Source organism: Kushneria sinocarnis (assembly GCF_003633775.1).
In the GTDB taxonomy this organism is placed as follows: domain Bacteria; phylum Pseudomonadota; class Gammaproteobacteria; order Pseudomonadales; family Halomonadaceae; genus Kushneria; species Kushneria sinocarnis.
This window is the reverse complement of sequence record NZ_RBIN01000005.1, coordinates 48,311-63,145: the sequence shown is the minus strand read 5'-3', so window position 1 is coordinate 63,145 and position 14,835 is coordinate 48,311. Positions and strand designations below refer to the sequence as shown.

The window sequence follows — 14,835 nt, the reverse complement described above, 5'->3', positions numbered from 1 at the left end:
TTCAGGCCAGCTGATGCCATTTCGTCGTACGGTAGTCGGACAGTCACTTGATAAGTCACTGCCATAACGACAGTGCGTCATTGCAAGGGGGAGCGAACATGGCTGATCAGCAGGATTCGGAATACGGCAGCAGCAAAGCGGCAGGCGCGATACTGTCGCGACGCGGCTTTCTGGCGGGCAGTGCTGCCACGCTGGCGGCGTCATCGCTGCCGGGGGTCGCGTTTGCCGAGGCCTCCGGCGATGACTTCAACCGTCCCCGGGGCTACCCGGACCCCGCCTGGCGCATTGATGATCCCGATTTCGAGAAGCTGTTCATCGGCAACACGCCGCTGCAGCGCCACTACGCCAGCGGGCTCTGGCTCGAAGGGCCGGCCTGGAACGCGATCGGCCGCTACGCGGTGTTCAGTGACATCCCCCGTCAGCGGCAGATGCGCTGGGATGAGGTGACCGGCGAGGTCAGCGTGCTGCGCGAGCAGGTGGGCTACTCCAACGGCAACAATTTCGATGATCACGGCCGCCAGGTCAGCTGCGAGCACTATCCGCCGAAGGTAGTGCGCTACGAGTGGGACGGCAGTGTCACCACCCTGGTCAGCCAGGTCGATGGCAAGCCGCTGAATGCGCCCAATGATCTGGTCACGCTGCCCGGCGGCGGCATCATCTTTACCGACCCCGGCTACGGCGCCAGGGTCGACTACGAGGGACGCGAGCGCGAGCTGACGCTGCCGACCCGGATCTACTACATCGACGATTCGCTCGAGGCGCCGATCGTGCTCGATGAGACGCTGGGACGACCCAACGGCGTGGCGCTGACCGCGGATCGCCGGCGGCTCTATGCCAGTGACACCGCGGGCACCAATGACTACAAGTCCCGCATTCAGAGCTGGGAAGTGGTCGACAATGGCAAGCGGCTCACGAACCGCAGCACCTTTGTCTCCGCCAAGTCGATCGTCCATGACGGCCTGGCCTGCGATGTGCACGGCAATCTCTGGGCCAGTGCGGCCGGCTCGGGCAAGACGGACAGCGGGGTGGTGGTCTTCAACCCCGAAGGTAGGCAGCTCGGCGCCATCGTGCTGCCCGAGCACTGTGCCAACGTCTGCTTCGTCGGCGAACATCGCAACCGCCTGCTGATGGCCGCCAGCCGTTCGATCTACACGATCTACACGGCAACCCGCGGTACGGTCTGAGCCTGTCCGGCCGCCTGCGGGCGGTCGGATGTCACCGCGAGGCATGCCCGAGGGGCAGGGCATCGTACCGTCATCACGTCGCCATCACCCTGGACTGTCGCTGCCATCGAACCGACCGGTCGCAAATGCGCCTGAGCCCGGGTGGGTGCTGGGCTATGCTGGGAGTCACGAGAACGAGCGCATGCGTGCCGGTGGCTGGTGCGAGCCTGGCAGACACTGCGCACCGGCGCCGGATGAAGGAGGACTTCTCATGGCCAACGGCTGGGCAAGGGATGGTGCGGTTCAGGAGCAGATCGACGACACCGTCGAGGATGGCATTCGCCAGGCACGCAGCCGGCTCGGTGGCGAGGGTGAAAGCCTGAGCCACTGCGAGCTGTGCGAGGCCGGGATTCCTCAGAGGCGCCGCGAGGCGATCCCGGGGGTACGCCTCTGTGTGGCGTGCCAGGCCGAAGAGGATCGACGCCAGCAGCAGGGCCGCGGCATCAACCGGCGCGCCAGCAAGGACAGCCAGCTGCGCTGAGCGTGTGCTGCCATCGTCGCACTGTCCTCCGAGGGTGATTGGTGTCTGCCAGGCTGAGGGGTTCATTCGCTTCGGAGTGTCAGCATGACCGATCGCACTCATCGTCCGGTGCTGCGGGGTCTGAGCGCACTGGCCGAGCCATCGACAGGTTCGCCTCGGCAGCAGACGGCCACGGTTTCCACCGCTGATGACCTCGCCGATCGGCAGGGGTACGACCCTGCCTTTCTGCCCGATTTCGAGGTGCCGCTGCCGACACCGGTCGGCTCGCGCGCCGATGATGTCACCCCGGTCGAGGGCAGCCGCGACAATCGGCTCGACTACACCCACTTCTCGATCGTGATGTCGCGCTCGCGCCGACTGGCGCTCTTCACCGCGCTCAATATCGACGGCGAGCAGCTGCGCCGCATCGACCGCGGCGATGATCACTGGCGCTTTGATGATCGCATTCCGCGTGACTGCCAGCTCGGCGAGGCCCTCTACGCCGACAATCCGCTTGATCGCGGTCATCTGGTGCGGCGCACGGCGCCCAACTGGGGTGACCGGGCGGAGCAGGCCAACCGCGATACCTTTCACTTCACCAACTGCAGCCCGCAGATGGCCGGCTTCAATCAGCAGACCTGGCTGGGGCTGGAGGATTATCTGATCGATCATGCCCGCGCCGATGACCAGCGCATCACGGTGTTTACCGGGCCGGTACTGCGTGACAGCGATCGCTGTTATCGGGGCGTGCAGATTCCCGAGGCCTTCTGGAAGGTGGTGGCCTTTGTCGACCGCAATGGCAGGCCTTCGGCCAGCGGTTACATGATCGAGCAGGCCGAGGACCTCGATCGGCTCGGCTTCATGTTCGGCCAGTACCGCACCTATCAGCGCAGCGTGGCGCGCATCGCCTCGCTGGTTGAGCTCGATTTCGGGGAGCTGGCGGGCTTCGATGGCTTCTCCAACGAGGAGCACGACACCGGCGCCCGCATCGACGCCGTGATCAACGGCCCGGAGGATATCCGCCTCTGACCCATCGTGGCTCAGAAGCAGCGCCAGACCGGCAGCGGCGCGGCCTTGAGCCGCGTCCCCAGCCAGCGGCGCACGTCGTGGATCTGGGTGGTACAGAAGCCGTGGGGCATGTCGTAGGGGAGGTATTCCACGGTCAGACCCTGCTGCTTCAGCCGGTCGGCGCCGCTGCGGGCGCGATGTTCGGCAATCACGTCATCGCGGAAGCCGTGCTGAATCAGTAGCGGCAGGTCCCGGTTGGCCTCGGTCACGTCATCGGTGGCGAGCTGCGAGAGGTCGGTCGACATCGCCACAACACCCCCCAGCCGTGACCCGAAGGTCAGCGCCGCGCGGCAGGCAATCTCGGCGCCCTGCTGGAAGCCGACCAGGAAGATGCGCCGGCTGTCCACATCGCGTTCGATCTCGCTTTCGATCAGCACCTGCACCCAGGCGGTGGCGATGGCCAGTCCGATGTCGTCCCGTTGACCACTGTCATCGGGCCGGTCATACCAGCCGCTGCGCTCGATGCCGCTGTCATCCGTCGGGCGACGTGCCGCATCCGGCAGCAGAAAGCGCATGGCCCCCTGCGTGGCGGGCAGCTGCAGCAGGGGTATCAGCGGCCGGAAGTCATCGCCCTGACCGCCGCTGCCATGCAGCACGATGATACTGGTGTTGGCCAGCTGGTCACGGTCGGGTTCGATGATGGTATTGAGTGTGTGGGTCATGGCGCGATCCTGGGCATGAAACGATGCTTCAGGATTACCCGCCTGCACCGCGAGCATCATGCCGATCCGCGCTGATCGCCCCGCCGGTTGCGATGCGGCACAGTGCCGGTGACGGGGGTCATGCTTCCGACAGGCGCGCTCATGCGCAGCTCTCATGCTCCGGCATGAAACGGTTTACTCCTCGGCAGGCTGCAGCCGCTCGAGCAGCCAGCGACGGATTTCCGGCAGCTGCTCGGGGCTGACCGAGTGCGGCATTGGCCAGGTGCGGTAGTTGACCGGATAACCCATCGCCTCCAGCCGTTCGGCGCTCCGGCGGCCCAGCGTTTCGGGCACGATCGGATCCTGGGTGCCGTGATGCACCTCGATGGGGATGTCGCGATTGGCGGCGCTGGGCTCGAGGCTGTCGGGGGTGGCGAAATAGGTCGACAGGGCCAGCACGCCGCCCAGTGGCCGGGGGTAGGAGAGCGCGGCCTCATAGGCCACGGCGCCGCCCTGGGAGAACCCGGCGACAATCACCCGACGGCTGTCGATGCCGGCTTCGATCTGCTCGTCGATCAGCGTCTGTATCCGGTGGGCGGACTCGCGCAGCTGGGCCTCATCGACCCGGCGGTCGAGCTCCATGTCGAGGATGTCGTACCACGCCGGCATGGTCATGCCACCGTTGACGGTGACCGGCAGGCTGGGGGCATGCGGCAGCACGAAACGGACCGCCAGGTCCTCCGGCAGTTCCAGCATCGGCACCAGCGGCTCGAAATCATGGCCGCTGGCACCCAGGCCGTGCAGGATGATGACAGTAGCCTGTGCCGGGCGTTCCGGCTCGATGATGATCGGGGCGTCGGCAACCATGGCACTCTCTCGCGGGGGGTCGCAGTTCGGTCGGAATGCGCCATAGGGTGTGTCAGCCGGCAGGGATTGTCCATGCCCGTGGCGGGATCACTGTTCGTTATACCGGCGAGGGGCGACTGCCCGTTGCTGCTCGACAGTGGCGTGGGCCGGAACGGCGGCGGGCAGTCGGCCCCTGTCGGCGCAGGGGCCGCCGGCCGGTGTTATTCGCGGTGAACCGTCATGCCGGGCTCGGCCGAGGCGGGACAGCCGCTCTCCAGACACAGCTGCTGCCAGCACAGTTCGGCCAGGGTGCTTTCCGATAGTGCTTCATCGCTGCCTTCGGGGGTGCCGGTGCAGGCAGGCACGGGTTCCAGAATCATCATTGTGTTATCCCCTGTCGATGTACCCTGTGTCGAGCATAGCCAACCCTTGTGACACTTGCCTGACAATGCGCGATTGGACGTATTGACGGAGCGTACGGGTTGTCGGGGGCTGCCATCGGGTGAGTGGTCTACGCTGGGGACAGACTTGCCAGGCAACAGGAGCAGAGCATGAAGCCTCAGACGGTATGGACCCTTTTCGGCACCGCGACGGCGCTGACTACCGGCGTGCTGGTGCGTCAGACGCTCAAGCGCACCTCGCGTCGTTATGGCTTCGAGCCGCCGCTCAATCCCGATGAGCCGGATGTACGCTGGCGCGAGGCGCTGGCCTGGGGGGCCTGTTCGGGCATGCTGGTCGGCATGGCGCGCATCCTGGGCTGGCGCATGGGTTCCGAGGCGATGAAGCGCGCCCGCCATCATCCGAAGGGGCAGCGGGTACTGTCGCGCTTCGAGGAGTGAGGCGTTCCGCCCCGGGGTCAGGCGGCCCCGGGGGGCTGCGAGCGGTTTTCGGGGTGCTCCTCGTCATCGGAGACGGGGGAGGCGTCCTGGTAGTGCCGGATCAGCCGCTTGATCAGCACCGAGATCACGAACACGGCCCAGCCCGCGGTGGCCAGCAGGGCGGCCAGTGTCCAGCGCTGGGCGCCGGGCAGCTCTCCCACCAGTCTCTCCAGCAGCCACCAGATCAGCGGTCCCAGCAGCAGGGGTGGCAGCATGAGATGCATCAGCATCTCGGTGCGTCGCTTGCGCACCCGGAACCGGCGCAATGCCAGGCGCATGGAGCGGCGACTCATGATGACCAGCAGCGTGGCGGCCAGGACAATGGTCGCGGGCAGGAAGGGCAGGCTTCGGCCATGTACCAGCGACCACTGGGCGCACCACAGATAGCAGACCCAGAAGGCACCTTCGCTTACGGCGATGGTGTCGTACCAGCGTCCGGGATGAAAGTAGCGCTTTGACATCAGTGATTGTCCATGTAATGGCGATCCGTTCTGCCGGTGTATCGTCCTGTTACGGTCGGTTGCCATGATGGCAGGGTTGGCTGCACTCGTCAGCGGTCGGCGCCGCCGATATGCTGTGTCCTCGTCGTCCTGCCGGAGAAGCGCGCCATGACACTATCGCATTCGGTCCCGGAGGCGGCGGTTGCCGACACCCGTAGGGCCGCCTCGCACTGGACCGACTGGGGCAGGTGGCTGGCGCTGATCAGCATGAGTGTCGATCACGTCACCCGCTTCGCCCTGCCGGCCGACTGGCCGCTGGGCTGGGCCAGCGATACCGTGGGCCGGGTGGCCTTCCCGCTGTTTGCGGCCATGGTGGCCTGGCATGCCCTGTTCGATACCCGCAATCCGTGGCGCTATGCCTGGCGGATCACGGTGATCGGTCTGGTCGCGCAGCTGCCCTACATGCTGATGCCGCGCGTGCTGAACGTGCCGGTGCTCAATGTCTGCTTCACGCTGGCGCTGGGGCTGCTGATCGGCAGTGCCCTGTGGCAACTGGCGCGGCATCCGCCGCGCACGCTGCTGATGCAGAGTGGCGTGATGCTGGCGATGCTGAGCGCCTGCCTGGGAGCACTGGCCCTTGCCGCGCTGCTGCCGGTGCGACTGGAGTACGGCTGGCACGGCGTGCTGCTGATTCCGGTCTTCATGCTGGTACTGCACGCGGCCGCGCATACCCGCGGGCCGGCGCGGCTGCTGGTGATGCCGGCGGCGGCGGTGCTGGCGCTGGTGGCCTGGCCGCTCAACGTGGTGCCGGTGAGCCAGTGGATTGCCCTGGGCACCTGCCTGCTGGTGGTCCTGCTGGCGCTCGGGGGGACGCGAGCGGTACCTGCCCTGCCGCGCTGGCTGCGCATGCCGCGCCGGCTCTGGCTCGGCTGGTATCCCGGTCACCTGGCCCTGATTGCGCTCTGGGTGATCCTGTCAGGGCGCTGACCCCGGCGATTCGGTTATCCACAGCCGGTTGCTCGGGCCCTCGGGCAACAGGTTGTGGGTAACCCTGTGCATGAGTTGTGGCCTGACTGTGGGTCGCTGCCGGACCACTTCCGGGCGCTTTTTCTCTCCTCTCGATTCGGACCTTTTCACACCGGGCGCGGCGGGTAAGCAAGTACTCGCCTCATCGGGGCAAGGCTGTGAACAGACACTATATATTGGACCTTTTTCTGCTTGCAGTACTACATCTGGTAAAAGATCATCAAATCCTATAGCCATGGATCGCTGGTCGGTGTACGCTGGGCACCTTCTGAAGAACACCCTGCAACACCCCCGAATTCCATTGTTTCGTGATGGCCGTCGAGGCCATGACGGCGTTTTCGATCGCCCATTCGAAAGCCACGAGATAGCGAGAGCACACCCATGACGACTGTAGAATCGGCCAGCCGGACGACCTCGATCACCAAGGACGGCGGCAAGCGGCAGATGCCCTGGGATCGCGCTCGACTCGAGCGCTATCTGGACCGCATCCATGAAGAGTTCCCGCAGCTCGAGATCGACGACTACAAGCGCAAGGCGTTCGCCTTCATCGAACGCAAGGAGCGTCTGTCCGCCGAGGACATGGTCGATTACCTGATCCGCGAGGCCGAGTCCAACACCGACGTGGCCACGCCGGAGTGGGAGTTCTTTGCGGCGCGTCTCTACCTCAATCGTCTCTACAAGAAGGCGAGCAAGAACCGTTTCTACAATGACGATGACCGGTACGGCTCCTATGTCGGCCTGCAGGAGAGTCTGGGCGAGCGCGGCATCTATTCGGGTGATGTGCTGCGCAACTACTCCAAGGACGAGTTGATCGAAGCCGGCGAGATGATCGAGTCGGAGCGCGACAAGCTGTTCTCCTACAACGGCCTTTACCTGCTGGCGACCCGCTATCTGGCTACCGATACCGACCGCAACGTCTATGAGCTGCCGCAGGAGCGCTGGCTGACCATCGCCCTCTACCTGATGCAGCAGGAAAAGCCGCGGGCGCGTCGCATGGAGCTGGTGCGCGAGGCGTACTGGGCACTCTCCAATCTCTACATGACGGTGGCGACTCCGACGCTGGCCAACGCCGGCAAGATCGGCGGCCAGCTTTCCAGCTGCTTCATCGACACCGTTGATGACAGCCTGCAGGGCATCTATGACTCCAACACCGACCTCGCCCGGGTCTCCAAGCACGGCGGCGGCGTGGGGGCCTATCTCGGCTATGTCCGCTCCACCGGTTCGGCCATCCGGGGCGTCAAGGGCTCCAGCGGCGGTGTGGTGCCGTGGATCAAGCAGCTCAACAATACCGCCGTCAGCGTCGATCAGCTGGGCCAGCGCAAGGGCGCCATCTCGGTCTATCTCGACATCTTCCACAAGGATATCGAGGCCTTTCTCGATCTGCGCCTGAACAACGGCGATCAGCGCCTGCGCGCGCACGACGTCTTTACCGCGGTGTGCATCCCGGATCTGTTCATGGAGACGGTCGAGCGGCGCGGCGACTGGTATCTGTTTGATCCCCACGAGGTGAAGGAGAAGAAGGGCTGGTATCTGCAGGACTTCTTCGACGAGCGTCGTGGCGAAGGCAGCTTCCGCGAGAAGTACGAGGAGCTGGTCGCCGACGAGAGCGTCAGCCGGCGCATCGTCAAGGCGATCGACATCTTCAAGCGGATCATGGTCAGCCAGCTCGAAACCGGCACACCGTTCATGTTCTACCGCGACCAGGTCAACCGGATGAACCCGAACAAGCATGTCGGCCGGGTCTATTCGAGCAACCTGTGCACCGAGATCCTGCAGAACATGAGCCCGACGAAGCTGATCCAGGAGACGATCAGCGGCGATCAGATCGTGACCTCGCGTCAGGCCGGCGACTTCGTGGTCTGCAACCTGTCCTCGGTCAACCTCGGCCGCGCGGTCACCGCCGAGTCCGATCTGGTGGAAGAGGACATCCTCGAGCGGCTGGTCGCCATCGAGGTACGCATGCTCGACAACGTCATCGACCTCAACCAGCTGCCGGTGCCGCAGGCGACGATCACCAATCGCAAGTATCGTGCCATCGGTCTGGGCACCTTCGGCTGGCACCACCTGCTGGCCCAGAAGGGCATCGACTGGAACAGCGAGGAGGCCGAGCAGTACTGCGACGAGCTCTACGAGCGCATCAATTACTATGCGGTCAAGGCGAGCAAGGATCTGGCTGCCGAGAAGGGCGCCTACAAGGTCTTCGCCGGCAGTGACTGGCAGACCGGCGAGTACTTCGAGCGCCGCGGCTACGACAGCGAGCAGTGGCAGCAGCTGGCCGGAGAGGTGGCGCGCACCGGCATGCGCAACGGCTATGTGCTGGCGGTCGCGCCCAACATGAGTACCGCCCAGATTGCCGGCTCGACCGCTTCGATCGATCCGATCTACAGCGCCTTCTACTACGAAGAGAAGAAGGACTATCGCCGGCCGGTGGTGGCCCCCGGGCTGAACATGGAGACCTACCCCTACTACGAGAAGGGGGCCTATCGGGTCGACCAGTTCGCCAGCGTGCGCCAGAACGGCCGCCGCCAGCGCCATATCGATCAGTCGATCAGCTTCAACTTCTATGTGCCCAGCACCATCAAGGCGAGCACGCTGCTCAACCTGCACATGATCGCCTGGAAGGAAGGGCTCAAGACCACCTACTACGTGCGCTCCAACGATATCGATATCGAGGAGTGCGAGTGGTGCGCCAGCTGAGCCCACCGCCGGACCGTTTCAGCATTACTGACGGCGCCTGCCTGATGCAGGCGCCATCGAAGGAGATTCGTTCATGACCACACCCGTGGCGGACAAGACGGAAAGCGCCGATCAGCTGCGTCGGATCCGGATTCTCGAGCCGACCTATCCCAATCGTTCGACCGGTATCATCAACGGCGAGACGAGCGGCATCCTGAACTGGAACGACATTCCGTATCCGTCCTTCTATCGGGCCTACAAGGAGCTTTCGACCAACTACTGGATCCCCGATGAAGTCGACATGAAGGGTGATGCCAAGCAGTACGCCGAGCTCTCCGGGCGCGAGAAGTACGCCTTCGATGCCATCATCGGCCTGCTGGCCACGCTCGATTCGCCGCAGACCCGCTTCATCTACAACGTGGCGGAGTACATCACCGATCCGGCGGCGCACGCCAACTCGGCGATCATCGGGCAGCAGGAGGTGATCCACAACGAGAGCTACTCCTATGTGCTGGCCTCGATCACCAACCTGCAGGAGCAGAAGCGGATCTTCGAGCTGGCGCGCACCCATCCGACCATCATTGCGCGCAATGAGCCGATCATGAACGCCTACAACGACTTCATGACCGAGAAGACGCCGGAGACACTGGTCAAGGCCCTGATCCAGTCGTCGATCCTGGAAGGCATCAACTTCTACTCCGGGTTCGCGTACTTCTACAACCTGATGCGCCAGAACCGCATGAACGGTACCGGCAAGGTGATCAGCTTCATCAACCGGGATGAGCTGGCGCACTCCAAGTTCATCAGCGAGCTGATCCGCGCCATCGTCGGCGAGAATCCGCAGCTGCAGAACGATGCGCTGACCGAGTACACCCACCAGGCGTTCCACCATGCGGTCGATCTGGAGACCCAGTGGTCCGGCGAGGTACTCGATGGCATCGACGGCATCGATCTCGAGGAGATGCTCGGCTACGTCAAGTATCGCGCCAACAAGATGGCCGGCATGCTGGGCATGGAGCCGCTCTATTCGGATGTCGGCGAGAACGTGATGCCGTGGATCCGGGCCTATGCCGACAACACCACGGATACCAAGACGGACTTCTTCGAGGCGCGCAACGCCAGCTACAAGAAGACCAATCTCGATAACGGCTTCGACGATCTCTGAGATCCGGCAACGCGCCAGCGGCAACGCCTGGCGCAGGGGCGACGGCAATGCACATTCTGCTGGCCTATGACTCGCTGAGCGGCAATACCCGCGAGGTGGCCGAACTGATCCACGCCGAGTGCGAGCGCCTCGGCCATCGGGTGGTGGCGGTCTTTGCCACCGCGGAATCGCTGTTTGATGTCGTCGCCGACGAGCGCGCCGCGCGTGCGTTCGATCTCTACCTGCTGGGCTCCTGGAGCGACAACGGTGGGCGCACGCCGCCGGAGATGAAGGCGTTCATTGCCGAACTGTTCGGCGATGACGGTTTCCGCCCCGAACATGTGGCCGTCTTCGGCACCGGCGAAACCCAGTGGGGCGAGGAGTATTACTGCGGCGCCGTGCACCGCATGGCGCGCTTTTTCAACAGCCGGTATCCGAAGCTCACCATCGAGCAGATGCCGGCCTCACCGAAGGATGCCGCGGCCATTGCCGACTGGACGCGCCGGATCATGACACAACGGGAAACCCACGCTCATGCAGACATTCACGCTCACCACGCCTGACGAATTCGACGCCCTGCTGGCCGATCACGAGCTGGTGCTGGTCGATTTCTTCAAGGACAACTGCCCGGGCTGCAAGATGCTCGACATGGCGCTCAAGCGCTTCGCCGCCGGTGAGCTGGCGGACAGCGTGGCGCTGGTGAAGGTGCAGCTGGAAGTCGTGGGCGAGGAATTCTTCCACCGGCACAGCCTGCGGCAGACCCCGACGCTGCTGCTGTTCCGCAGCGGTGAGGAAGTGGGCCGGCTGACCGGTTTCAACCCGCCGGAGAAGATCGAGGCGCTGGTGGCCGCGCATCTGGAGTCCTCGGCGGTGTGACCGGCTAGTACCGGGTTCATTCGGCATCCCGCCAGGACCTCCCCATCGCGACTGAAGTCGCTCCTACAATACCGATTGGTATCCCTCCAGAAGTGGTTCTGGCCGCGATTGCCTGACAGGAGAGCAGAAATCCCCACGGTGATGACCTAGGGAACCTCCATTGAATGTTCCCGTGGGTGTTGTAGGAGCGGCTTCAGCCGCGATCATTCCATCCGGGCATCAGCGCACATCAATGCCTCTCTATGCGCCTGCGGTGGTCTCGTCTCGGCGCTCCAGCAGCTTCACCAGCGCATGCAGCGTGCGATTGACCGGGGTGGCCACGCCGCGCGCTTCGCCGCGCCGCACGATATAGCCGTTGAGGTGGTCGATCTCGCTGGTGCGCCCCCGCGCCAGGTCCTGGGCGGTGGAGGAGAACTGATTCGGCATGCTCGTGGCGATCGCGGTAACGGTACCGCGCACATCGCCCGGTATGTGCACCCCGCAGGCGTGCGCCACCGCCAGACATTCGCCGACCACCTCATCCATCACCCGGGTCACCCCGACGCCCCGGCTCAGCTTGCCGTAGGGCCTCTGGGCAATCGCCGAGAGCGCATTCCAGGCACAGTTGATGATCAGCTTGGCCCACAGCGCACCGAGGGCGTTATCGGAGACCTCGGCCGGAATCGCCGCCTCGCTGAGCAGGCCGGCCATGCGTTCGCTCTCCGGGCCCGGGCCGAGCACCAGCTCGCCGCGGCCGTGGTGCTGCACATGCCCCGGCCCGCCCATGGCGGTGGCGACATACACCACGGTCGGGATCACCGGGCGATCCAGCACCGGCTGCAGGCGCTCGGCGTTGTCGACGCCGTTCTGCAGGCTCAGCACCACCGCATCCTCGGCCAGCCAGGGCGCCATCGCCTCGCCGGCGGCAACGGTATCGGTGGATTTCACGCAGCACAGCACCAGTGCCGCGCCCCGGACGCCCTCCGGCCCGGTCGTGGCCCGGACCGGGAGGTGTTCGTGCCGCGTGGCGGTCTCCAGCAGCAGGCCCCTGGCGCGTATGGCCTCGACATGCGCTGCCCGACCGATCAGCGTCACGTCATGGCCGGCGCGGGCCAGCATCGCGCCGTAGTAGCAGCCGACGGCGCCGGCCCCCATGATGGCGATCTTCATGCTCATGCTCCCCTGACAGGTTGGGATGGGTCGTCAGTCCAGTCTGACACCGGCGGCGTGCGCCCGCGTGCGCAGGCGATCCATCTCCTCGAGCAGATCGGCGACCAGGGCCGCCAGCTCCGGGACTGCATCGAAGTCCTGCTCCATCCGGCGCATTCGGCGAACCCGGGTCAGCGTGTAGCTGGTGAAATGATGATGGACCCCATGGCGGCCGCCTTCCTCCAGCAGCCCGCCTTCCAGCCGCTCGATCACCCACTGGCGGTCAACGGCACAGGCGCGGGCCAGCTCCTCGAGCGAGAGGTGCTCCTCATCCAGCAGCTCACCCGCGATGATGTCTTGGTGGCTCATGGCTCAGGCTTCCGATGACTGGCGCGGGTCGAACTTCATCTCCCGCGCCATGGTTTGGTAGAGCTGACGCGCCCGTTCGCTGTTGGCCGGGGGCAGCACCACGGTCAGTTCGGCATAGAGATCGCCCGGCGGCTCACCCGGGATGCCCCGTCCCTTCAGACGCAGCCGGCGGCCGGACTGTGAACCGGCCGGCACCGTCAGGCGTACCACACCCGGGGGCGTGGGGACCTCGACCGAGGCGCCCAGCGCCGCTTCCCAGGGGGCGAGCGGCACGGTTTCGTACACGTCCCGGCCCTCGATGCGATAGCGCGAATCCTCGTTGAAGGCGACCTCGAGAAACAGATCGCCGGGTGGGCCGCCGCCTACTCCGGGATGCCCCTGCCCGGCCAGCCGGATATGCTGCCCGGCCTTCACGCCGCGCGGAATGCGAACATTGAGGGCATGATCGACGAGGCTGACCCGGCCGTGGGCGTCCACTTCGGGGCTGTGCAGCGTGATGGTGCGGGCCGCGCCGTGGTAGGCGTCGGCCAGGTCGATGTGGATGCGGGCGTGACGATCCTCGCCGCGCCTGCGGTAGTAACCGCTGCGGGTGCGCTGCTGGTCGGGGTGGCCGAAGATGCTGGCGAAGAAGTCGCTGTAGTCACCCATGTCAGCCTGCGAGAAGCCGCTGCCGGAGAACTCGAAGCCCTCATCCCAGTGGGGTGGCGGGCGGAACTCCTCGCCGGCGTGGTGGTGCTGGTAGTCGTAGAGCTGATCGTAGGCGGCCCGCCGTTCGGGATCGGCCAGCACATCGCGGGCCTCGTTGATCTGCTGCATGTGCTGCTCGGCATCCGCTTCCCGGTTGACGTCGGGATGATAGCGCCGCGCCAGCCGGCGATAGGCCTTCTTGATCTCGTCCGGCGTGGCGGTGCGCTCGACGCCGAGTAGCTGATAGTAGTCCCTGAATTCCACGATCCGGGCTCCCACGCAAGGGCCGACGATGGCCCCGACTGGCCGCCCGACCATCGGGCGGTGTTCACCACACCTGTCTTGCCAACCGCCATGCTGCGCTGTTATCGGGGTGTCGTGCCATGCAGTATAGGGCAATCCGATGAAGGATCTGATGACCACGGGAGAGACCATTGGACGCACCTCGCATATCCGGCAGCCACGCTGCCCGCACGCTGCTTCTCGTGCTGGGCGCGGCACTGGCCCTGAGTCTCGGCACGGGCGGCCTGGCACGGGCGGCATCCCCGGAGATCATCTTTCCCGATCACGTCCAGCAGGGGGCGATGGTGATCGGCCGGGTGCCGCCCGATTCGCGGGTCGAGTACGACGGCCGTACCCTGCGGGTGACCGATTACGGTACGGTGGTCTTCGGCGTGGGGCGCAATGCCGAAGGCGATCAAAAGATTGCGGTGACCCCGCCGCAGGGGTCGACCACAACCGCCCGGGTCGGGGTGACACCGCGGGACTGGCCGATCGAGCGCATTGATGGCGTGCCGCCCGATACGGTGTCGCCGCCGCCGAAGATCGCCGAACGCATCCGCCGCGAGCAGGCCGCCGTCAGTCAGGCCCGTACCCGCAATGATGACCGCATCGGTTTCACCCAGGACTTCATCCGGCCGGTGCCGGGACGCGTCAGTGGTCGCTTCGGGCGCCAGCGCGTTTACAACGGTACCCCGGGCTCGGCGCACTCGGGCATGGATATTGCCGCCGCCGCCGGCACTCCGGTCAAGGCCCCGGCAGCCGGCGTGATCACCTTCGCCGAGCCCGATCTCTATCTGACCGGCGGTACCGTCCTGCTCGATCACGGCTTCGGCATCAGCTCCAATTTCCTGCACCTGTCACAGCTCGATGTGGCGGTGGGGGATCACGTCGAGCAGGGCGAGGTGATCGGTCGGGTGGGCGCGAGCGGCCGTGCCACCGGGCCGCATCTGCACTGGGGAATGAACTGGTTCGAGACCCGGATCGATCCACAGCTGGTGCTTGAGCGTACCCAACAGTAGTGATTACGAGCTATCGCGACTGAAGTCGCGAAGGCTTTTCTTCAAGAACCTCCGACGGACAAAAAAACAGGC

General features: G+C 65.2%; 17 protein-coding genes. 10 read left to right on the top strand and 7 right to left on the bottom strand.

Going from position 1 to position 14,835, the window contains the following annotated elements; all coding sequences use genetic code 11:
- The first annotated feature begins 98 nt into the window (after positions 1-98).
- The 3 genes from C7446_RS09005 (at position 99) to C7446_RS08995 (ending at position 2,712) form a co-directional block, all read left to right on the top strand.
- Positions 99-1,184, top strand: coding sequence for an SMP-30/gluconolactonase/LRE family protein (locus C7446_RS09005; protein ID WP_121172782.1), 1,086 nt, complete (start codon positions 99-101; stop codon positions 1,182-1,184).
- A gap of 250 nt (positions 1,185-1,434) precedes the next feature.
- Positions 1,435-1,704, top strand: coding sequence for a DksA/TraR family C4-type zinc finger protein (locus C7446_RS09000; protein WP_121172781.1), 270 nt, complete (start codon positions 1,435-1,437; stop codon positions 1,702-1,704).
- An 84-nt stretch (positions 1,705-1,788) separates the two neighbouring features.
- Positions 1,789-2,712 carry a DNA/RNA non-specific endonuclease gene (locus tag C7446_RS08995; RefSeq protein ID WP_121172780.1) on the top strand — a complete coding sequence of 308 codons (924 nt, stop codon included), beginning with the start codon at positions 1,789-1,791 and terminating at the stop codon, positions 2,710-2,712.
- Between the two features lie 11 nt (positions 2,713-2,723).
- Here the strand turns inward: C7446_RS08995 and C7446_RS08990 are convergent, their stop codons facing one another.
- The 3 genes from C7446_RS08990 to C7446_RS16465 all read right to left on the bottom strand — a co-directional run bounded on the left by C7446_RS08990 (position 2,724) and on the right by C7446_RS16465 (position 4,621).
- Positions 2,724-3,413, bottom strand: coding sequence for an alpha/beta hydrolase (locus C7446_RS08990; protein ID WP_170150040.1), 690 nt, complete (start codon positions 3,411-3,413; stop codon positions 2,724-2,726).
- 174 nt (positions 3,414-3,587) lie between these two features.
- A complete protein-coding gene (locus C7446_RS08985) occupies positions 3,588-4,259 on the bottom strand; it encodes an alpha/beta hydrolase (protein ID WP_121172778.1) in 672 nt (223 codons plus the stop codon).
- A gap of 200 nt (positions 4,260-4,459) precedes the next feature.
- The gene (locus tag C7446_RS16465) at positions 4,460-4,621 is read right to left on the bottom strand and encodes a hypothetical protein (RefSeq protein WP_170150039.1); all 162 of its coding nucleotides are present in this window, start codon (positions 4,619-4,621) and stop codon (positions 4,460-4,462) included.
- A 168-nt stretch (positions 4,622-4,789) separates the two neighbouring features.
- Between C7446_RS16465 and C7446_RS08980 the strand changes: the two genes are divergently transcribed.
- Positions 4,790-5,077 carry a DUF4235 domain-containing protein gene (locus tag C7446_RS08980; protein ID WP_121172777.1) on the top strand — a complete coding sequence of 96 codons (288 nt, stop codon included), beginning with the start codon at positions 4,790-4,792 and terminating at the stop codon, positions 5,075-5,077.
- Between the two features lie 17 nt (positions 5,078-5,094).
- On the opposite strand, the gene C7446_RS08975 is transcribed toward C7446_RS08980, so the two are convergent.
- The gene (locus C7446_RS08975) at positions 5,095-5,577 is read right to left on the bottom strand and encodes a hypothetical protein (RefSeq protein ID WP_121172776.1); all 483 of its coding nucleotides are present in this window, start codon (positions 5,575-5,577) and stop codon (positions 5,095-5,097) included.
- 147 nt (positions 5,578-5,724) lie between these two features.
- Between C7446_RS08975 and C7446_RS08970 the strand changes: the two genes are divergently transcribed.
- The 5 genes from C7446_RS08970 to C7446_RS08950 all read left to right on the top strand — a co-directional run bounded on the left by C7446_RS08970 (position 5,725) and on the right by C7446_RS08950 (position 11,278).
- Entirely contained in the window at positions 5,725-6,543 is an 819-nt protein-coding gene (locus C7446_RS08970; RefSeq protein ID WP_121172775.1) for a TraX family protein, read from the top strand.
- Between the two features lie 420 nt (positions 6,544-6,963).
- Positions 6,964-9,279, top strand: coding sequence for a ribonucleoside-diphosphate reductase subunit alpha (locus C7446_RS08965; RefSeq protein ID WP_121172774.1), 2,316 nt, complete (start codon positions 6,964-6,966; stop codon positions 9,277-9,279).
- 73 nt (positions 9,280-9,352) lie between these two features.
- Positions 9,353-10,423, top strand: coding sequence for a ribonucleotide-diphosphate reductase subunit beta (locus C7446_RS08960; RefSeq protein ID WP_121172773.1), 1,071 nt, complete (start codon positions 9,353-9,355; stop codon positions 10,421-10,423).
- 47 nt (positions 10,424-10,470) lie between these two features.
- On the top strand, positions 10,471-10,965 hold the full coding sequence (locus C7446_RS08955; RefSeq protein ID WP_121172772.1) for a flavodoxin: 495 nt from the start codon (positions 10,471-10,473) through the stop codon (positions 10,963-10,965).
- Positions 10,937-11,278 (top strand): thioredoxin family protein, encoded by a 342-nt coding sequence (locus tag C7446_RS08950; protein WP_121172771.1) that lies wholly within the window; start codon positions 10,937-10,939, stop codon positions 11,276-11,278. The genes C7446_RS08955 and C7446_RS08950 overlap by 29 nt, the downstream gene beginning before the upstream one ends.
- A 240-nt stretch (positions 11,279-11,518) precedes the next feature.
- On the opposite strand, the gene C7446_RS08945 is transcribed toward C7446_RS08950, so the two are convergent.
- The 3 genes from C7446_RS08945 to C7446_RS08935 are packed head-to-tail and all read right to left on the bottom strand — an operon-like array spanning position 11,519 to position 13,726.
- Positions 11,519-12,427: a ketopantoate reductase family protein gene (locus C7446_RS08945; protein ID WP_121172770.1), complete on the bottom strand. Its 909-nt coding sequence runs from the start codon at positions 12,425-12,427 to the stop codon at positions 11,519-11,521.
- 33 nt (positions 12,428-12,460) lie between these two features.
- Positions 12,461-12,775 (bottom strand): chaperone modulator CbpM, encoded by a 315-nt coding sequence (locus C7446_RS08940; protein ID WP_121172769.1) that lies wholly within the window; start codon positions 12,773-12,775, stop codon positions 12,461-12,463.
- A 3-nt stretch (positions 12,776-12,778) separates the two neighbouring features.
- Positions 12,779-13,726: a DnaJ C-terminal domain-containing protein gene (locus C7446_RS08935; protein ID WP_121172768.1), complete on the bottom strand. Its 948-nt coding sequence runs from the start codon at positions 13,724-13,726 to the stop codon at positions 12,779-12,781.
- Positions 13,727-13,896: 170 nt separating this feature from the next.
- On the opposite strand from C7446_RS08935, the gene C7446_RS08930 reads away from it, so the two are divergent.
- Positions 13,897-14,763, top strand: a complete 867-nt coding sequence (locus C7446_RS08930; RefSeq protein ID WP_211327920.1) for a M23 family metallopeptidase — start codon at positions 13,897-13,899, stop codon at positions 14,761-14,763.
- Positions 14,764-14,835: the final 72 nt, after the last annotated feature.